The 20,001-nt window shown below is 64.2% G+C and carries 14 protein-coding genes; 3 read left to right on the top strand and 11 right to left on the bottom strand.

Annotated features, from left to right (window positions below; genetic code table 11):
* Positions 1 to 101: 101 nt before the first annotated feature.
* From tssM (NKI46_RS17585) to tagH, 3 genes are all read right to left on the bottom strand, one after another.
* Positions 102 to 3,623: a type VI secretion system membrane subunit TssM gene (gene tssM / locus NKI46_RS17585; RefSeq protein ID WP_023738405.1), complete on the bottom strand. Its 3,522-nt coding sequence runs from the start codon at positions 3,621 to 3,623 to the stop codon at positions 102 to 104.
* Positions 3,620 to 5,146, bottom strand: coding sequence for a type VI secretion system protein TssL, long form (gene tssL, locus NKI46_RS17580; RefSeq protein ID WP_023738406.1), 1,527 nt, complete (start codon positions 5,144 to 5,146; stop codon positions 3,620 to 3,622). The genes tssM (NKI46_RS17585) and tssL overlap by 4 nt, the downstream gene beginning before the upstream one ends.
* Before the next feature lie 250 nt (positions 5,147 to 5,396).
* Positions 5,397 to 6,419 carry a type VI secretion system-associated FHA domain protein TagH gene (tagH, locus tag NKI46_RS17575; protein ID WP_023738407.1) on the bottom strand — a complete coding sequence of 341 codons (1,023 nt, stop codon included), beginning with the start codon at positions 6,417 to 6,419 and terminating at the stop codon, positions 5,397 to 5,399.
* Between the two features lie 271 nt (positions 6,420 to 6,690).
* Here tagH and NKI46_RS17570 point away from each other — a divergent pair, with 271 nt between their 5' ends.
* Genes NKI46_RS17570 through NKI46_RS17560 form a run of 3 tightly spaced genes read left to right on the top strand, consistent with a single transcriptional unit; the run spans position 6,691 to position 10,631 of the window.
* Positions 6,691 to 9,024, top strand: coding sequence for a type VI secretion system Vgr family protein (locus NKI46_RS17570; protein ID WP_023704806.1), 2,334 nt, complete (start codon positions 6,691 to 6,693; stop codon positions 9,022 to 9,024).
* 7 nt (positions 9,025 to 9,031) lie between these two features.
* Positions 9,032 to 9,457, top strand: coding sequence for a DUF6484 domain-containing protein (locus NKI46_RS17565; RefSeq protein WP_023682625.1), 426 nt, complete (start codon positions 9,032 to 9,034; stop codon positions 9,455 to 9,457).
* 10 nt (positions 9,458 to 9,467) lie between these two features.
* Positions 9,468 to 10,631, top strand: coding sequence for a hypothetical protein (locus NKI46_RS17560; protein WP_023704807.1), 1,164 nt, complete (start codon positions 9,468 to 9,470; stop codon positions 10,629 to 10,631).
* Positions 10,632 to 10,664: 33 nt separating this feature from the next.
* Here NKI46_RS17560 and NKI46_RS17555 read toward each other — a convergent pair whose 3' ends face one another.
* The 8 genes from NKI46_RS17555 to icmH are packed head-to-tail and all read right to left on the bottom strand — an operon-like array spanning position 10,665 to position 20,001.
* Positions 10,665 to 11,711, bottom strand: coding sequence for a hypothetical protein (locus tag NKI46_RS17555; protein WP_023682623.1), 1,047 nt, complete (start codon positions 11,709 to 11,711; stop codon positions 10,665 to 10,667).
* Complete coding sequence (locus NKI46_RS17550; protein WP_023682622.1) at positions 11,699 to 12,790, bottom strand: DUF2169 family type VI secretion system accessory protein; 1,092 nt, start codon at positions 12,788 to 12,790, stop codon at positions 11,699 to 11,701. Before NKI46_RS17550 ends, NKI46_RS17555 begins: the two co-directional genes overlap by 13 nt.
* 3 nt (positions 12,791 to 12,793) lie before the next feature.
* A complete protein-coding gene (locus NKI46_RS17545; RefSeq protein ID WP_023682621.1) occupies positions 12,794 to 13,273 on the bottom strand; it encodes a hypothetical protein in 480 nt (159 codons plus the stop codon).
* Positions 13,274 to 13,291: 18 nt separating this feature from the next.
* On the bottom strand, positions 13,292 to 13,741 hold the full coding sequence (locus NKI46_RS17540; RefSeq protein WP_023682620.1) for a hypothetical protein: 450 nt from the start codon (positions 13,739 to 13,741) through the stop codon (positions 13,292 to 13,294).
* Positions 13,742 to 13,744: 3 nt separating this feature from the next.
* Positions 13,745 to 14,584, bottom strand: a complete 840-nt coding sequence (locus NKI46_RS17535; RefSeq protein WP_023708137.1) for a DUF4150 domain-containing protein — start codon at positions 14,582 to 14,584, stop codon at positions 13,745 to 13,747.
* A 32-nt stretch (positions 14,585 to 14,616) separates the two neighbouring features.
* A complete protein-coding gene (gene tagF, locus NKI46_RS17530; protein WP_023704809.1) occupies positions 14,617 to 15,153 on the bottom strand; it encodes a type VI secretion system-associated protein TagF in 537 nt (178 codons plus the stop codon).
* Positions 15,135 to 18,674: a type VI secretion system membrane subunit TssM gene (tssM, locus tag NKI46_RS17525; RefSeq protein WP_352460799.1), complete on the bottom strand. Its 3,540-nt coding sequence runs from the start codon at positions 18,672 to 18,674 to the stop codon at positions 15,135 to 15,137. The genes tagF and tssM (NKI46_RS17525) overlap by 19 nt, the downstream gene beginning before the upstream one ends.
* A 1-nt stretch (position 18,675) precedes the next feature.
* Complete coding sequence (gene icmH, locus NKI46_RS17520; RefSeq protein ID WP_023804377.1) at positions 18,676 to 20,001, bottom strand: type IVB secretion system protein IcmH/DotU; 1,326 nt, start codon at positions 19,999 to 20,001, stop codon at positions 18,676 to 18,678.

The raw sequence follows: 20,001 nt of genomic DNA, 5'->3' as shown, positions 1-20,001 counted from the left end.
ATTCATTAGAGTATCGAAATCTAAGCCGCTGATGACGGACCGTGTGGTGCCGCCGCTGTCTCTGCGTCCTGCAATCGCTGGTCCTGCCATGCAATTCCCCATCAGAAAGCCTTCGGACAGCTGAACGCGGAAAGCGCCGGCAGCGTGAATGGGTTGCCGTCCTCCCCGGTCTTGATCGTGTAGGCGACATCCCGTCCGCCGATGACGAAATGCGCTTCGAGACTATCGCCATTGGCGGTGACCTGCCCCTTGTCCAGCAATCGTTTCAAAGCCCAGGGACCGTCGAACTTGATTGCGGACTCGCGGCCGGGCAGCTCCGGCGTCAGGCTGAGACTGGCCGAACCGGTCTTGCCCGGCCACGGAATCAGGCCCGGCGTGTTGCCGGCTTGGGTGGCCTGCAGCACCTGGCCGTCGATATTGAGCAGCGCCATGTCGGCATCGCCATGCAGCGACAGCGGCGTGAAGGTGATGTTGATCGACGGCACCGGCCCGCCGAGCGGAAAGAAAGCCGCGCGGATTTGTGCCGCGAGCTGAAAGTTCTTCAGCGTCGATTTCGCCAGATTGCGGCCGAACCTGGTGTCCTGTTTCCAGTCCCAGTCCTGGCCGCTCATGTCGACCAGCGACGCCAGGTTCTGCGCGAAGAACCGGTCGAGAACCCCGCCCGGAGAAAACAATCTGGCAAAATCCGCCATGGCGACATCGTCGGTGCCGGCGGGGGCAAATGGAAAGCGCCCGGCAATCACCTCCTCGCACGGACGGCCGACGGTCTCCTCCAGCATCTCGTTGAGACGCGTGGTCGATGTTTCGGCGACGGTGCCCTCGAAATCGTCCGCCGCCGCGCTCACCATCCTGGCCAGCGCCTTCGGCAGCCGCGAAGCATTGGCGCGCAACGTCGAGATCTGCAGCTGCAGATTGGCGTTGGCCTGGTCCGTCTGGGCGGGGACATCGGCGGCCAGCCGCACGCTCTGATAGATTTCGCGGAAATTCTGGGTGAGGGCGTCGAGCGGCCGCTGCCCCGGCGCCCCGGCCACCAAAGCCTGGAAAGACCGGAACTGGGCTTCGATGTTGGCGCCGGGATCCTGGTTCTGGGTGTTGACAAAGGCGGCCCCGGCCCGGCTCTGCGATTTGCGCGCCGCAAGCTCGATGCCGATGCGGGCGAGGCCCTTGGCGCGCGCGGCGATTTCCTGGTCGCTGTCTTGAGACGGCGCAGCCGGATTGCGCTCTTGCGTCAAAGCTGTTTCGCGCGCGATGGCCTCGAACAGCTGCATCAGCGGTGAGGTCGGTGATCCCGCTGCGGACAGCGCCAGATATTGCGGTTTGTCGGCGGCCATTGGCTTGAACTTCAACCTGTCGAGCACCTCGTTCCACGCCGCCGCAAAACTCTTGCCGTAGCGGTCGAGAAGTTCCGGGCCGAGCTTGAGCAATTCCTGGTCGAAGCCGCCTTGCTCGCCGCTCGAACCGATCACCCATTGATCGTCGACCAGCGCCTGCGCGCTCTTGGCAAGTTGCGCCAGATAGAAGTCGAAGCCGGCATGGGTGTAGAGACCGGGGACGCGAAGGCCGGCGAGATCGTTTCCGTCATTGCGCTCGAACAGCATCGGCGCTTCCGGGCCGGCTTGCGAGGCCACCGAAAAATCGTCCAGCGCCGCCGCATAGGTGGCCGACTGGATGAGAGCGGTGGCGCGATCGGCAAGGCTCATGCGGCCGAGCGAGCGCTGGGCGGATTCGACCAGCGTGCGGTTGAGTTCGAACGAGGGATCCTGGTCGTTGTCGAGCGCCAGCATGGCGCGCAAATGCTTCTCCAATTGCGCCCGGCCGTCGCGATTGTGGGCGCCGGGATAGCGGTTCTGTTCCCAGTCCAGTTTCAGCCAGGTGACGACCAGTTCGTCATCCACTTTCGGCGCCTTGCCGCCTAGCATCAGGTAAATCTTCAGCGGCTCGTACAGCGCCATCGGATCGGCCATCCTGGCCTCGATCGTGCGTTCGAGCTGGAACAGCAGGCGCGAGCGGAACATGCGCTCCAGCCCTTGCCGGTAGGCAGTCTCGGAAGCCGAAAGGATACGCTCACGCTGGCTGAGGCCGAACGTCGCCGTGGCCGGGGTGGGCTGGTCTCTCGTATCGTAGCCGGCCGGCAGGCCGCGCAGCGCATCGAGCGCGCCGATGACGGTTTCGAGGTCGGCATCCAACACCGTCGTGCTGGCCAGCAGCGGCGCGGCTGTCGCGCGGTATTGGCCTGCCGCCTGGCCGGTCGCGGCGACCAGCGATTTGTTGGTCGTAAAGCTCAGGCCGAGAACGCCAAGCGCGGCGATCGCTATGGCCGCGATCGCTGTCAGGCCGGCGTAGCGGGCGATCGCAACGCGCCTGTCGGCCGCCCTGTCATAGGACACCCAGCCAGACTCGGCGAAAATGACGCGGCTCAACAGATCGTGCAGGAAGAAGCTTTTGCCGGTGCCGGAAAGATGCGCCTGGGCATTCCTGCCGAAACTGCGGCCTATGCTGCCCAGCAACTGGTCGATCGGCGTGCCTTCCTGCGTGCCGGAAGAAAAATACAGGCCGCGCAGGGGGGCGTTCAGCTGCTTGCGCGTCGGCTCGAAAACGCCCTCGAGGAAATTCACGATCCGGCCTTTCAGCGCACCGAGCTGCGCGGCGAAGCCGAAAATGGCGATGCGCGCGACCGGATCGGTCTCCGCCTGCAGCCGCTCGCTCATCTCTTCGGTCAGGCGCTTCACCAGCGCGTCGAATTCGGCTGGCGCTTCTGCGATCATGTTCAGGCCGCGCTCGGCGGTCTGGAAGGTCGCGCCCCACACCTTGCGCCGGCGTGCTTCGTCGAAACCGCCGAAATATTCCATGAATCCGGAGACCAGGTCGGCCTTGGTGAACAGCACGTAGACGGGAAAGCGGACCTTCAGGACCTCGTGGAGTTCCTGCAGGCGGCTGCGGATCTCGGCGTCACGGGCCGCCTGCTCTCCGTCCGCCATCAGATCGGCAAGGCTGATCGCCAGGATGACGCCATTGATCGGCTGACGCGTCCGGTGCCGCTTGAGCAGCGACAGGAACGCCAGCCAGCTTTTGCTGTCGGTCCGTGCATGGGAATCCTGCGTCGTGTAGCGCCCGGCCGTGTCGATCAGCACCGCCTCGTCGGTGAACCACCAGTCGCAATTGCGCGTACCGCCGACACCCGCCACCGGCTGCGCCTGGCCCGACCCGGCAAGCGGAAAGTTCAGGCCGGAATTGACCAGCGCGGTGGTCTTGCCGGCGCCCGGCGGGCCGATGACGATGTACCAGGGGACGTCGTAGAGGAAGTTGCGCTTGCCGCTCGACTGCCTGAGCGTCGCGACTGCTTCGTTCATGCGAGCTTCCAGCACCTTTGCATCGCTGCCGTCATCCTCGGCGCTGGCCATGGCGGCTTCCAGCGCCTTCTGCGCCTTGCGCCTGCGCCAGAACCGGATTGCATAGATGATCGCCACCGTTCCGACGACGATGCCGATGATCGCTGCCCGCAGCCAGATGGGATCCAACGGCCGGGCGCCGGCAAAGCGGATTAACGGGCCGGCGTACCAGACCGCGGCGGCAAAGCCGGCGAGCGCGAGCGCGCTGAAGATGCGCAGCAGCCAGCCGGTCACAGCATCTCCTCCCGCGGGATCATTACATCGACACGGCGGTTTTTGGCGCGGCCCTCCGGCGTTGCATTGTCGGCGATGGGCTCGTCCTCGCCCTTGCCCTCGACCTTTGTCCGCGACGGATCGCTGAAATGCGCTGCGATCATCTTTTCCACCGACTGGGCACGTGCGACGGAGAGGTCGAAATTCGATTTGAAGGCGCTGGTCTTCTTCGGTTTGACGTTGTCGGTGTGGCCGACGATCCGGATCGGCCCGCGCTCCGCGTCGAGAGCCGCCGCGATGCTGGCGGCCACCGGCTCGAACTCCGGCTTGACCTCGGCTCGTCCCGACTGGAACAGCAGGGCGTTGCTGATTTCCACGATGATGAAATCACCCTTAGTGCCGACGCTGACGCCGCGGCCTTCGATCTCCTTGGCCAAGGCAGTGCGGATGCGATCGACCTGCGCAATCGTCGTTGGCGCTGCGACGACTTTCACCTCCTCGGTCAGCGGCACGAAACCGGTGCGCTCGATGGTGACCGGCGTCGCCGGATTGAGCGCCAGCAACTCGCCGGCAACAGCCTCGCCATCATTGGTGATGAGCACGCGCAGCGTGAAAAAGGCTGCGGTCAAAACTGCCGCGGTTGCAGCGGCTATGGCCCAGAGCGGAACCCGCCTGGAGCCTTGCGCCGATGTGACCGACAAGCCTTGCCAGCGCGGCGAGATGTCGTCGTCACCGAGGACGCGGAAATAGGCTGATGTCTCGTAGACGTCGCGGCGGACCCGTTCGAGGCTCTCGCGCGGCTGGCCGCGATACTGGCCTTCGAAGCCAAGCGACAGGCAGACATGCATCAGCTCGATGAGATTGCGATGAGGTTCCGGCGTCGCCAGCACCGTGTTCAGCGCCTGGAAAAAACCGGCGCCGGTGGGTTTGACCTGGAAGAAGCGCTGCAGCATGGCGTCCTGCGCCCACGCATCCCGGCTGGAACCGGGCAGATTGGCGACGATATCGTCGGCGGTTTCGCAAAGCACATAGCTGGCGATGCGCGCATCCTCTTCCGAGGTATCGGTCCTGGCGATCTTGCGGTCGAAATCCTCGATCAGGCCGGCGACATGCTGCGCCAGCGGCTCGGCCGGTCTTTCGACAGCCATCAGCCGCAGATGCCCAAGCAGTATCAGCAAGGGCGCCGCGGCAGCGACGATCGGGTTGGCCGCGCCATAATCGACGGCATCGCTGGCGCCGAGCAGCGCATCCCATGGCGGTTTCCCCGCCGTCCCGGCTGAGCCGTGAACGGGCGGATCGGCCGGCGCGTTGGCGAAGGGCGTTCCCTGATAGATCACCGTCCCCGTGACGTCGGACGGCGGCTGGCGGCCGGCGTTGGGATCGAAAACCGTGGGTTCCGGGACGCTGGCAGGGGCGATCACCGTACTGCCGGGGGCCGGCGCATCGCGGGCGAGAACCGTCTTTTGCTTGCGGCCGGGATTGGGGCGGCTGGGGCGGATGACGGTTTTGCCGGTCGGATCGAAAGGATCATCCTTCGAGCTCATCGCCGATCCCTGCCTCTACGCCCGCGCGCCGCGACGCACAGCGCCATGTCCGCGCAAACGCGGACCGCAGGACGCTATCTCGCCGTGACATGACATGTGCCGCAGACCCCCGAGGTCGACCAACCGTACCCGCGTGCTCAATCGTCGTATGTGATCGTAGTCTCAGAAGGTTGCGATGGAAACCCGGCGCAATTTTGGTGGCCGGCCCGTGCTCGGGTCGCCTTCACGGTGTCTTCAGCGGTGCGCGGGCTTAGCCCTTGCCGGTCTTCGGTTTGGCGGCCTTGGCATAGGCTTCACTGAAATAGGTGAGGAATATGTCCAGCATGCCATTCTCGTGCGCTTCCTCCTTGGCCCGCCAGGTCGCGACCAGCGCGTCCCAGGCGCGCGTTTTCTTCGAGGCAAAGGAGGATGGCGGCAGTTTTTTCGCAATCGCCTCGGGCGACAGATCGTCAAGCAACCGCGACAGCGCTGCCTGCATGGCGGCGAAGGTGGCGAATTCATGTGTTTTGAGGTCGTGGAAAGCGTCTTCGATGCTGTGCCTGGCATCGAGATAGCCGGCCCTGCGCCGCGCGAACATGATGTCGAGGATTTCGTCTGTCCCGGGCACGAACTTCAGCGGATTGTTGTCGGCGGAATTGATCATGGTCCGGTCGCTGGTCTTGGCCAGGACTTTTGCAGCGGCGCGCGCCTTCAACAGCAACACCAGCTCGTCGACGACGATGCGCAGCACCGCGCCGATCTCGCCGGCTACCTCCTGCGGTTGGCGCAGCAAAAGCACCTCTGGCGGAATGCCGGCGCCGGCGGCAATCGCGCGCAGGATCTCGTCGGCTTGCTGCGGCCGGCTGGAGACCGAAGCGGGTGGCGCGGTCGGTGACCGTGGCGATGCGACATGGTCTGGAAAGGATCCGGCAACGGGCATCTGCCGTTGCGTCGAACCATGGCCACCGAAGGCTGGGTTCCCGTCATCGATCGACACCGAGACGATATAGCGGCCGATCCGGAGCCGGTCACCTTGCGCCAACCGATGCGGGCCGGTCAGGCGCTGGCTCGACCCGTTGACGAATGTGCCGTTGCGCGAGACGTCGTGGAGAAAAAAGGCGCCGCCTTCGTAGCGGATTTCGCAATGTCGGCCGGAGATGAACTTGTCCGGATCGGGCAAGGTCCAGGCGCAGTTCTCCCGCCCGATCTCGAAGCCGCGGTCGCGCGATGCGTAGCCGGGCGGCAGCCCGGCAGGCAGGACATCGACATTGCTGATCTGCAGACTGATGAACATGCGCTATGGACCGTCGACCGCTGCCGTTTCCATTGATCCGATGTGCCACAGTCTAGCAGCTTGCGGGCACAGCGGGAGAGCGGCGTTTCACACTGGCGAAAGCGGCGCAAACAGCAACGGCCTGCCGCTTGTCCTCTTTGGTCTGCCATAGAACATGTGGTAGGCTCAACATGGCTTGGGTGGCAAGTTGCGAAATATCCCTGAACGTGAGGTCGTTAACACAAGAAGGGCTTCGAACCTGCCACACTAGCGCTCAGGAGGGGCACGACCCATGCCGAGTGAACAACGCGCCGCGCTTGTGCAGACGCCGGTCGGCGCCGAGCTGTTGACCTTTACGCATCTCGTCGGCCGCGACGAGATCAGCCGCTGCCTTGCCTACACCGTTGGATTTGTCTCGACCAATGCCGATGTCGACCCGCTGAAGATGCTGGGCGGCGCCGTTTCGATCGAAGGCGAGGCCGACCCCAAGCGCTGGTTCAGCGGCCTCATCGCCGAGTTTCGCCTTACCCGCATCGAAGATCGGCTGGCTCACTATGAGGCGGTCGTCAGGCCGTGGCTGTGGTTCCTCGGCAATACCACCGACTGCCGCATTTTCCAGGACAAGACCGCCGTCGAGATCGTGGAGGAGATTTTCTCCAAATATGGCGGCATCGCCAAGTTCGAAAAGCGCTTGCAAGGCTCTTATCCGCCGCGCGAATATTGCGTGCAATATGACGAGAGCGACCTCGATTTCGTGCAGCGGCTGCTCGAGCACGAAGGCATAATGTACTTCTTCGAGCATGCCGAGGGCGAGCACACGCTGATCCTGGCCGACGCCATGAGCAAGCTGAAGCCAGCGCCGGGCTATGAGACGGTGCTCTATCAGTTCGAAGGGCAGGGCTCGCGCCGCGACGTCGAGTACATCACCGACTGGATTCCAGGCAGCGCGGTGCGCCCCGGCGCCTATGCCCACACCGACTATGACTTCGAAAAACCCGCCGCCGATTTGATGGCGAAGTCGGCGCAGCCCTTCGGCCACAAGCAGGCCGCCGGCGAGAACTATCGCCACCCCGGCGCGCATCTGGAAGTCGGGCGCGGCGACAGCCTGGCGGCGATCAGGCGCGAAGAAATCCAGGCGCCGCATATGCGCATTGCCGCTGTCGGCACCGTGCGCGGCCTGTTCTCCGGCTGCACCTTCAAGCTCGACGGCTTTCCGCGCGACGACCAGAACAAGGAGTATCTGGTGATCAGCGCCGAGTACCGGCTGTTCGATCCGGGCTATCGCGCCGGCGTCGACACCGATGGCGAGAATTTCAAGGTGGTGCTCGGTGTGGCGCCGACCTCAGTTGCTTATCGGCCGCCGCGCATCACGCCAAGGCCGATCATGCGCGGGCCGCAGACGGCGACGGTCGTCGGTCCGTCCGGCGAGGAGATCTTCACCGACAAATATGCCAGGGTGAAGGTGCAGTTCCACTGGGACCGCCTCGGCAAGAAGGACCAGAAGAGCTCCTGCTTCGTGCGGGTGTCGCAGACCTGGGCCGGAAGCGGCTGGGGCTTCATCCAGATCCCGCGCATCGGCCAGGAAGTGATCGTCGATTTCATCGAAGGCAATCCGGACCTGCCGATCATCACCGGCCGGGTCTACAACGCCTCGCAGATGCCGCCCTACGGACTGCCTGGCAACGCCACGCAGTCCGGCTGGAAGTCCAACTCGTCGAAGGGCGGTGGCGGCTACAACGAACTGATGTTCGAGGACAAGGCCGGCTCGGAGCTGGTCAACTTCCAGGCGCAGAAGGACCACCACCTTCTGATCAAGAATGATCGCCAGAAGCTGGTCCAGCACGACCAGTCCGACCGCATCGACCACGACGCCAAGCACTCCGTCGGCCACAACCTCGACGAGGACGTCGGCAACAACAAGACGGTCAAGGTCGGCGTCGACCAGACGACCAATATCGGGTCGAACGACACCGAGACGGTGGGCAAGAACCGCTCACTGACGGTGGGGGTCGATGAGACGATCAACATCGGCTCGAACTCGACCGAGACGATCGGCGCCAACCACACCCAGACCGTCGCGATCGTGCAGACGGTGACTGTTGGCGCGGCGCGGGTCGATTCGGTCGGAGCATCCGAGACCCGAACTGTGGGCGGTCCGCAGACGAACACGATCGGTGCGACGCGGTCGGTCACCGTAGGTGCTGCGCAGAGCCACGATATCGGCGCGGCTGATAGCTGGAACATCGCGGCGGCGCAAAGCGTCAATGTTGGCGCCGATCAGAGTTTCACCATCGGCGGGGCACAGTCGTCGCAGATCGGCAAGGGCAGGTCGGCAAAAATCGCTGCGGACGACGCAACCGATGTCGGCGGCGGGCACGCGCTCAAGGTCGGCAAAGGCAGCGGAATCCAGATAGCCGAAGACAGTGTGATCAAGGTCGGCAAGAATCTGATGATCGAGGCGGCCGACTCGATCACGCTCAAATGCGGTTCGGCCTCGATCACGATGAAAAAGGATGGCACCATTGTCGCTGATGGGAAGGATATTACCCTCAAGGGCAGCGGCAAGATCACCGTCAAGGCCGACGGCGAGGTGATCGTCAAGGGCAGCACGATCAACAACAATTGAGGGCATCATCATGGAAGTGCTGGAGCGTATCGACGGCGTCGTGATCGGCCTGCTGATCGGCTTCCAAGGCGGGGCGCCGCTGGTTGTCTTCGTCGGCAATCCGCGCGAGACCGCGATAGCGGCGCGCAGCCTGACGGAGCTGGACGTTTCGGCCGTCGGATCCGAACTGGCTTTGCTCTTCGAGGGCGGCGACCCGGCGCGGCCGCTGGTGGTCGGGCGCATCGTCGATCCTGCGCCCCGCGGCAGGAGCCTCGAAGTCGTCCGCGACGGCGAACGTGTCGTCATCAACGGCGATGAGCGCATTGAACTGCGCTGCGGCCTGGCATCGATCATTCTGGAGAAGAATGGACGCGTGACCATTCGTGGCACCCAGTTGACCAGCCAGGCCAGTGGCACCAACCGCATCCGCGGCGGGGCCGTGCATCTTAACTGAGGCATTGCCGATGCACAGCATCGCGACCATTGCGGCGATCGTGGACCAACACGCCGAGGACGCGGCGTTCCTGTGGCTTCGACGTCGTCTGGAGATCGACGGTCCAATCCTCGACGAGACCGATATCGGCCGCATCGACCAGCGTCTCGAAGCCAATCTCGAAGGGCTCATGGCAGCCGGCAAGGCCGGTTGGGAAGCTGCTCAAGCGCGCTTCGCCGACTACGCCGAACCGGGCGAGATTTTCGTGCTTGGCACTCTGGCAATGCGTTGGAGCGATGCCAAATTGGTGACCTCTGCAATCGACGCGGGCGCAAGCCTAGGTGACGCCGGCATATCGAGCCTGTCTGCCGCGATCGCGCGCACGCCGGGCGAAAACCTGCGCCCGTTCGTGGCGCAGTGGCTGGACACGCGCGACGCGCGGCTGCGCTGTCTTGGGCTATCTGCGCTCTGGCATCATCGCGTCGATCCGGGACAGCGCCTGCATGATCTGGCCAGCCATTCCAATGCGAACGTGCGTTGGCGCGCCGTCCGGCTCGCCGGCGTGCTCAGGCGGCGCGACCTGCTTCCGGAAGTCCTGGCTGGGCTTGACGGCGAGACAACGAAAGAACGTCTTGCGGCCGCCTTCGCTGCTTGCCTGCTTGGCGAGGCTCGGTCCGCGCACTCGGTGATCGACAAGATCGTGCTGACGGAGACGGACCATGCGCAGGCGGCGATCGAGTTGCGCCTGCTGACGACGCCGCCGAAGGCCGGCAAGGCCTGGCTGCAATCACGTCTCGGACAGCCTGTCTTGCGCATCGCGGCCACGGCATCGATCGGGCTGCTCGGCGACCAAGCGGTGGTGCCGTGGCTGATCGAGAAGATGCGCGAGCCGGAACTGGCATCCGCAGCGGGTGCAGCACTTCGCGATCTGTTCGAGGTGGACTTCGGCGACACCGACCTTTTCGTTGCCGATCCAGCTGTTCTTGGCGAGGGCTTTGCCCAACTCGACGACAGCTCGCTGCCGGCCGCCGATCGCGTCGAAGCATGGTGGGACGAAGGGCGCGGCGGGCGCAACCATCGTCTGTTCCGTTCGATGCGCAGGCTCAGGGTGGATGCGTTGCGCGCGGCAATCGCCACGCCCGAGGCGCCGCTGGCAGACTGGCGCAGGACACGCAAGTTCCCGGCGTGGATGTGATCGCTTTCGCCGAGGGAAGGCTTGTCCCTCCGTTCAGCGTTGGCGGAGGTCGGTAAGCGCGATCGCCGACCGGTTGCCACCCTCGGATGCAAGCTCGCAGGCTGCGACGCGGCCCGGCGCGTAACCGCTTATAAAACTGTCGGCCGCCAGCATCAGAACAAGTGCCGCACTAGCGGCTCCAATGTCGCCGACCGTCATCGCAGGGTAGGCTGTCGGGAATATCTCGCGGTGCGTGCGGTAGAAGCGCGAGCGACCGACCAGTTGTTCGAGCCCGCTGTACCGTTCCCCGTTTCCATTGCTGACAAGGAACTCGATATCGGGTTCCTTGGGTCCGGACCCGCTGAAGGCAGCAAGCAGCGAAGCCACCATCGCACGGCCTTGACTCTGGCGTTCGGAAAGAACGCTGTCGATCTCTTGAGCCAGGCCCGCCCCGCAAATCATTGCAGCCGGCCCGCTCCCCGGCGCTCGCGTCAGGCGCACGAAGACAGCGCCCTCGCCAGGGACTGCCCCTTGAGCATTGTTTTCGGATTTCAGACGATTGGCTCGCATCAAGCGCGCAATGTCGGTCCCGTTGACGAGGCTGTCCACACCACCCAGCAGCACCTGCGCGACGGTCCCGGATTCTAGCATGTCGCCGGCATAGTCGAGCAGTCCGGCGCTGGCTGCGGCACCGCCGTCAAATACCCGCGAGCCGGCATTGAAGCGCAGGCCGCATCGCTCGAAAATGGCATTCAAAAGGCGCCCCCGCTCGACCTCTTCATACGCCGGATGGTCGCGGAAACTCTCCGGCAGCGCGAGCAGAACAGCGGTCTGGTCCGGCGTTGCCTTGTTGTCGAGCATCGCCTCCTTGAGAGCGCGGGCGCCCATGCTGGCGAGCCATACCCCGTCATTGCGTCGCAGGCCCGCCTTGGCTGGAATGCGTGCCACGATCTGTGTGGTGGGAAACGGCTCTGAAAGAGGCACCTCCTGAAATGCTGACAGGTTGGCGCGAATGGCTGAGATGGTCTGGCGCGCGTTCAATCCAGCAGGCGTGACGGCGCCACCAACCGAGATGTAGAGCGGCCGCTTCACGGCTGCCACGCCGAGCGATCGCGCAGGGCCCCGTCGCCGCCGAGAAGATTGAGATAGAGTTTTCGCTTGCGGCGCGCATTGATCCAAACAGGAGAAATGTGGCCGAAGGCGATTTCCCGCAGCGCCGGCACGTTGCGCCGGATTACCACTGCCAAACGAGCCTTAAGGGTCACGCGCTTCAAGTCAGGCTCGATGAGCACGGTGTCAGGCTTGAACGCGTTTTCTTCTACACGATCGTCATAAATGAGCCGAAGCGGGGCCGTGATGCGCGGCAGGCGGAAATCCCATCTGCCCGAAGCCGTCATGCCGATCACCGTGATATCCTCGCCGTTGCCGATGCCGGCCATCTGCTGATCGGCTGGGGCGCACATATAATGCCGCGTGTCGAAGTCTTTGGGAGCGAGCGGCCATTGGGATTCGAGCCAAGCCTTGTCGTAGGTTCCGGCGAAAGCCAGGCGCGGTTGCCAGCCCCGGCCAATCGTCCCGAATCCCGCCGGCCTCAGGGATTCCCCAGGTCGGGCTTGCGCTTCGCCCGGATACATGACGTTGGGCGCCTCGGTTCTGACCGCAGGATCTGCAGACCGGGCGTTATGGTACCCCACGCCGACTGGGTTGCGCTGGTCCGTGCGCAAGTCTTCCAAAGTGCCGCCATAGGTGCGTTCATAGACGATCGGCATGGTCCGGAAAGGCGCCGGTGCGCTGTAGCCGCCGGAGTCGTAGATCCGGTCCCCGACGACCTGCAATACCTTGCGGATCGAGTTACCGACACGCAGGCCAACCTGCATCTCGCGTACCGGCCTTCCATCCGGCGCGTGCGCGACGCCATTCACGATCACCTCGGCGCCAGGCTTGACGGGCGCGATGTCCGCTTCGTAGCGGGTCGATGAAAGGGCCGGATCGCCAAAAGGCTCATCGCCAAAGATCACCGGCACCTGTTCGGCCGCTGGCTGGAATTCCTTTCCTTCATCCGTCGCCGTGAAACTTGCCGATAGCATGACAATCAGAGTTTCTTGGCCGTCAGCATTCAATTGGACGTGCGTCGCGGCGGCGAAGGGTGTCCTGTTTTCCAGCCAGACATCGAAGGCCATCGTTCAGCACCACCGGCCGTTTTCATCAAGCCCGATCGGCCAATAGGGCATGGCCGTCAGCAGTTCTACATATTCCTTGTTGCCTTCATCGACGACCCATTGCAGCAGGAACACCTCAGGCGCGAGGCGGTCGGCCGCGGGCAGCGTTTCCCCCACCGCAACGCATCGCAGCCAGTATTCCCGCACGAGCCACACCACCGCCGGATGATTCGCCGGGCCGGCCGCTGCATCATCCAGCTGGGCCGTGATCGCTTGATTGACGGTCAGGCCGCCATCGACCAGTTCGTCGAGGCCAGCTTCCCAGATCTCGGAAGCCACCTCGAACGTCTCCTGCAAGTCAGCGAGGTAGGCCTTGAACAGGGACCTATAGGCAGCAGAGGCCTCGCGGCGCGAAAGGCGGATTCCATGATCGGGACCGACAACGTCCTGGGGTGCGTTGAGAAGCCGGTTCAGGCCGAGTTCGACACTATGATCAATCCGCATTGCCATCTTCTTCTAGCCTCAGCACATTTCGAGAGATGGATCCTCGCCGATCGGGACATAGACGAAGTACTTGAAGTACTTGAATAGTTCCGTGTCGTATTCGGACATCATTTCGACCAGCAGCAGATTGGGCGGCACGGGACCGCTGGCGTCCGCTTCGTCGCCATCCTCACCCCAGTTCGATTCATCGTCCTCGTCGTCATCATCGGTCTGTCGGGCGTACCGTTCAAGGTTCAGGCCGTGAACCTTGAAGTAGTGCTTGCGGTAGATCGCCAGAATCCGTGGATGGGCCACCAGCCCGGCGGGCCAATGCAGATTGGCTATGTTCTCACCGGAGGCGTTCAGGCGCTGCTGCAGTGCGCCCCACCATTCCTCGATCGCCGGCATGACGGCGTGGAGCTCTGCGGTCCACGCATCGATTATCGCCGTATAGTCAGCGTCGAGATCGGCAAAACCCGTTGCACTCATCGCCTAGATCCCCCGAGCGTTCATGAACTTCCTAATCGCCTTGTTGTCCACCTTCGACTGCCGGCCCGGCTGGCTGTTGCTGTGGCTGGAGCAATGCGGCCTGACGTAAAGCGCTTTCATCGCATCCTTGAAGCCTTGTGGGACGATCTCTATATTGCATCCACCCGCGTACCACGCTGCCTTCTGCGTCGGCTGGTGATCGGCGATCAGCGGGGCTTCCTTCCCCGAAATTTGCCGGTTGACCTTGGCCTCCAGTCGCTTGATCGCGGTCTTGTTCTTGCCGGTCGTGCGTTTCTTCAACCTGTCAAGGTTACGTTTGCATTCCCAGCATGGCCGGTTCTGAACCTTGGCTTTCTGCGGGCCTGTTGGCTGGGTGTAATGATCGTCGTAGCAATAATCGGTCGTGCATTTCTTCTTCTCTTTCACCAGAAGAGCATTGCGGAAGTTGACCAAGGCGGCGGTATCGATGGTGTTCGGGAGTGGACTTGCCGTGTTCTGCTCCATGGTGTCGCCATGGCGGCAGACACCCTTACCCTCCACCTTGACGACGAACGACCAGAGCTTGAACACTCCCTTGCCCTTGATCTTGTGCGTTATGACCCCCGCGCCGAGGCCTTGGGTGGCCGGCTCGTTGCCGGTGCTGGTCGCAACCTCCGACGAGCTTTCGAGCGCGGTCGGATTGCCTTCGATCTTGACGCTCTTACTGCCTTTGGTGAGATCGCTGGAAGACAGCATGTTGACGTATGGAACCGGAACCGGGCCTGCCGGCGGGGAAGGCGGGCTCAAGCACACATCTCCCGGCGCCACGCCCTTGCCGCCGCTTCCTTTGTGGAAGAAGCCCATGCCTTCAGCAAAGACTGTGCTGCCCATCAGAGCTATTCCGTCTCAGGGCGCGGGGCGCGCATTTTCGGCAGGGCGTTGGCCGCCAGGTCGTGAATATCCGAGAACGCGAACTCATGCACCGACCAGTCGTCGAGCCAGAAGCCAATCCGGTTCGGATCGCCATGGCTGTTGCTGGGCGCGGCAAGGTTGGCCAAGCCTTCGGCTATCCAGGACTGCGTCCTCTGCAATTCGACCGCTTCATCAACGATTGACGCAACGCCGTCGAACCATGCATCGTCAGGTGCCGGTGTAGCCCCAATCCCGATGATCGCGAACGGATAGCGGCGTCCCACGCGGTCCTCGCTCATGCGCCATGCGCCGGCACAGGGCCGGTCGCCGAAAATGCCGCTCTTGACGATGAAGCGCCAAACACGCGAATCCAATTCCCCCTCGTCTGGCCTCTCGCGCAACTCCATCGACATCCAGCGGTCCCAGCGGTCGATGAAGGTCCGCGGCAGGTTTACGGCAACGAAATCTCCGGTCGCCGGAATCTTGCCGAAGAAGCCGGTGTTCAGATCTGCGGCGGACATGAGAATTTCTTGAACATCTGGAGGTTGTAGGGATTTTCCACGCTCGCCGCCTTGAGCTTGAAATCGGCGTACATGCCTTTCGTCCCCAGCCGCAGGCTGTAGACATCGGACAGCGACGTCCCGGTGAAGCGGCCGCCGCGCAGCATCCTCAGCCACGCCCAGCTTCCCGTCTCGTTGAGCATGATTTCGGGCGAGCCGTCGATCGGCTGGAAGGCGAGCGAGATGACGCCGGTGCCGTCCTTGCCGGGCCAGGTCATCGGCTGCGGCCGCGTCGCATTGTTGAAATAGACCAGGTTCTGGCCGTCGAGGTTGAGCGTGACGCGGGTCACGTTGGGCGACAGGTCGGTCGGCTCGAGCGTGAAGGCCATCACCGGGCCCTGACCGCCGGGAAAGAGATCGTCGCGGATGCGCCGCGCCTGCTCGAAGGCGGCAAGTGCGGACGGGTCGAGGCCGAAATCGGCACGCCATTTCCAAGGCTGCGCCGAGGTGTCGACATAGCCGATCAGATGGTCGTTGATGAAGCCGTCGATCATCCCTGCCGGTCCGAACAGGCGGGCGAAGTCGCGCACGTTGACGTCGACGGCACTGTCGGGGCTGAACGGATAGCGGTCGTTGAGCGCGGCCTGGCAGAAGGGCAGGATGTCGGCACGCCAGATGGCGTTGAGCTCGGAGGCCACGGCCTTCTGCGTCAACCCGCTGGTGTCGCCGGCAATGCCGCTCAGCCAGGTGTTGACCGGGTCGGGCAGGATTTGCGCCTGGCGGGCGACGGCGCCGGTCAGTTCGGCAAGCCCGCCCTGTTTCTTGATCGCGTCCTGCGGGTCGGGATTGGCGGTCACCGTCTGCAGCACGTTGGACAGCGCCGTCAGCGCGACGACCGCGGCATCGAGCGCCGGCGGCTGGCCGTCGACCTCGGCAATCGTGCTCTTGAGCGGCTTGAAGTGCTCGGCCACCAACGTGCCGGTCAGGTCGACTTCGCTGGCCGATCCTGCGCGCGGCAGCAGCTTGGCGCCGGTCTTGACGATCTTGCCAAGCTTGCCGAGTTTGCCCAGCAGTTTCGAGCCGCCCTTCGCCGCCGCCTTGTCGTCACCGGCCGGCGCGTCGTCCGAGCGGGTGAGGTCGACCTCCTGGACCACCGCCGTCAACAGCCGCTTCAGCGCGGAATCGGCGCTGGAAAGATCCTTCAGATTCTCGCTGGCAATGTTGAGATCGCTCAGCGGCGCCAGCCGCATGTCGCGCAGGAAACTATCCCACTGCGCGATATAGTCGTCATAGTAGAGCTTCAGGATATCTTCCGACAGCGCCGACACCGACGTCTCGGAATTTTCCGAGCAGCCGCCGGCAAACACGGCGCGGTCGAGTGCCGCCTGGGCGGCGACATCCTCGACCCGGTCGAGGATCGCATCGTGGAAGCCGTCATAGGTGAAGGCGCCTGATATGCCGACGCGCAGCGTCTTGTCGGAGCGTCGCGAAAACACCTTGGCGCCGTTCGGCCCGGCGAAATTGGCGGGGATCCATTCCTTCAATCCGGCCACCGCCGGATCGGCCAGCAATTGCTTGTAGGCCCGCGCCGGCAGCGAGATCGTGCAGACCGTTTTCAGCGCTTCGGCGACCAGCGCCTGGTCGGGCGCGATGTAGCTGTCGTCGACCGCCATGCGCCGGATCGCGGCCAACTGGTGTTCTTCCGCATCGGCGGTCGGGAAGGGCGCGGCCGGCGCGAATTCGGGCAGGTCGTTCACCCACCAATTCTCGACGAAGTCGGAGTCCATCTGAGACAGGCCGGTCATCATGCGGTAGGTCTTGAGTGCGCCCAGCATGAAGTCCGGATCGCGGATCTGCCGCCACATGGTCGCTTCGAGCAGCGCCACCATCCGCGGCTCCAGCACGTTGCGCAGAGCGTGGTCATAGGTGTCGGTCTGCGCCCGCATCATCTCGGCCGAAGCCGATGGTCCGAGCAGGTCCTGCGCCTTGTTCGGAGGCGCAGTCCTGGCATTGACGACTTCGTCCATGGCGGTCAGGGCAACGTCCATCGCCGGCTGCAGCACCGAGGCGGGCGTCGCCGCGGTCGACGTCAGCGGCGCCTGCAGCGCTTCGAACTGGCCGGCTTGCGCGGCGATGGCGTTGCGATTGTCGTAGTAGGACCAGGTGAACAGGCCGCCGGCGAGTATGGCCGCAGCCGCGCAGGCAGCGGCGGCACCGCGCCAGATCCAGCTGCGGCGGCGCTGCGCCAGCGGATCGAAGGTGCCGAGCCCGGCCTCCTTGAAGATCACCTCGGTCAAAAGGTTCTTGAGGAAGAAGCTGCGCTTCTCGAAACGCTGCGCCGGCATCGAGCGTCGTGCCGGCAGGCCGAAGGAGGAGGCGAGCGCCGCGGTCAGCCGGTCGATTGGCGCGCCTTCCTGGGTGGCCGAGGTCAGATAGAGGCCGCGCAGCCAGGCCGCCTCCTCGTAGCGGCTCTCGCCGAACATCGCCTCGACCAGCACCTGGATCGGCTCGGACAGGCTTTGCAGCTGTGCGGGAAAGCGGAAGATCTCGGCCCGTTCGGCCAGCTTGTCCTCGTCTTCCAGCCGCGGCACCAACCGCTTTTCCAGCTCCCTCGACAGCGTCGTGATTTCGCCCGCGATCGTCTTGGCGTCGACGCGTGCATCGAGCGGGAAGGTCGTCCCCCATACCTGTTCGCGCGCCGCCGTCGACAGGCCGCTGAAGAAGGCCTCGAAGCCTCTGATCAGATCGGCCTTGGTCAGCATGAGATAGACCGGCAAGCGGATTTCCAGCCGCTCCTCGAGCTCGGCCAAGCGCCTGCGGATCTTGCGGCCATGCGCCTTGACGGCTTCGTCGCCCTCGGACAGCGCGTCGATCCCAAGCGCAACGATGACGCCGTTGAGCGCACGACGGCCACGATGCTTCTTCAACAGATCGAGGAAACCCAGCCATTCCACGGCGTCGACCTCGGGCTGGCTTTCCTGCTGGACATAGCGCCCGGCGGTGTCGATCATCACTGCGTTTTCGGAGAAGAACCAGTCGCAGTTGCGGGTACCGCCGATGCCCTGCAGATCGTCGGTGAGGTCGATCGGAAAGTTGAGGCCGGATTGGCGCAAGGCCGTCGTCTTGCCGGTCGCCGGCGGGCCGACGATCACATACCACGGCATCTCGCGCAGGAACTTGCGGCCGCCGAGCTTGCGGCGCTTCAGCTCGACCATGACGTCCTGGAATTTGGCGCCGACCGCTGCGACGTTTTCCTCGCCGGGGCTGAGCCGCTTTTCCTCGACAGGTGCGGAAATCTCGGCGACGAACATGCGGTTGGCGCGGATCGCGCGGCGCTGGGCGACGATCAGCCAGATCAGCCAGAAGATCACCAGAAGCGCGATGATGACGATGCGCACCGTCTCCGACGCCATCGGCACATAGTCGCCGACCCGTACGATCGGGCCGAACACCCAGATGATCAGCGACAGCAGCGCCAGACCGATCAGCGTCCACAGGAAACGCGATGTCAGGACCGCCCAGAGGAAGCGCAGGATGAACATGTCACAGCCTCTTCTCGACCAGCACTTCGACGCGGCGGTTCAAGGCCCGGCCTTCGCGTGTGCCGTCGTCGGCCACCGGATCGGTGGCGGCCCGGCCTTCGGAGCGCACGCGCTCCTTCGGCACGCCGTTCTGAATCAGGATATCGGCAATTTCCGCGGCGCGGGCTTCCGACAGCCGCTGGTTGGTGGACAGTGGGTTGGTCTTTTGCAAGGGAACGCCGTCGGTGTGGCCGACCACGGTGATATCGCCGATCAGCTCCTGGTTCTCGAGGATCACCTTGGCGACCGAGGCGATGAGCGGATCGAAGCCGTCTGTCAGCTGCGCGCGCGACGACTGGAAGAGTTCGGGATTGGAGGCCTGGATGACCAGCCGCGCCAGCGACACGCTCTCCGTGCCGCTCAGCGCTCTCTTGAGCTCGTCGGGTGCTGCCGCCTGGAATTCCGGCAGCAGCGCGAAATCCACCGCCACCGGCGGCGGCGCGTCGACCTTCGGCGAAGCGCGGGTGACATCCGTACGCGTCGGCGGCGGCAAGGCGCGAACCAGCGCCGAAAGCTCGACCGCCTGGCTGCTCAGGCTCATCGACAGCCCGATATGAATGGCGGTGGCGATCACCGCCGCTGCCGCAACCATCACCCAGATCGGCACGATGAAGCGCTGCGGCTCGTCGGAGGCGATCACGCCCTTCCAGTTGGGCGAAAGCTGTGCGCCTTCGGCGTCGCTGTCGCGCAGGAAGCGCGCCGCGGCCACACGCACGGCATTGAGCGAACGGTCGCCGGAGCGGCCCGGCACGCGATATTTGCCGCGGAAGCCGAGCGCCATGCAATGATATTGCAACTCCAGCATTTCGCGGTCGCGATTGGGATGGCGCTCCAGCTCTTCAAGACGGGCGAAGAACTGCGCGCCGGCATCGACGTCGCCGCGCAGCATCACCACCAGCGGCTGGCGTGGCCATGCGCTGGCGCCGCCCCACGGCGTGTTCAGCGCCAGATCATCGAGCAACGCGGCCACCAGCCACGCGGCCTGGTCGGCGCGCTCAAGTGACGATCCCTGTGCCATGGTGGCGTCGCGGCAGCGCACGAGTTCGTCGAGCAGCCTGGTGCGCAGGGCTTCCGGGTTCTCAGGCGGCTGCGCGTTTTCGAGTTCGGGTGCAAATTCCAGCAGCGGCGAGAACGCGTTGACGAGCACGTTCGGATGCGCGCGCGCGGAGCGTTTCGCGGTCACCCCTGACGCCGGCAGCGGCATGGCGCGCGGCGTTGGCGCTCCGCTCAGCCGAATGCGCGTCCGCTCCCGATCCTCGGACAGTCCGAATGGATCGTCCCTGCTCAT

The organism is Mesorhizobium sp. M0615 (genome assembly GCF_040320805.1).
In the GTDB taxonomy this organism is placed as follows: Bacteria; Pseudomonadota; Alphaproteobacteria; order Rhizobiales; family Rhizobiaceae; genus Mesorhizobium.
This window is presented reverse-complemented; position numbering and strand designations above follow the sequence as displayed.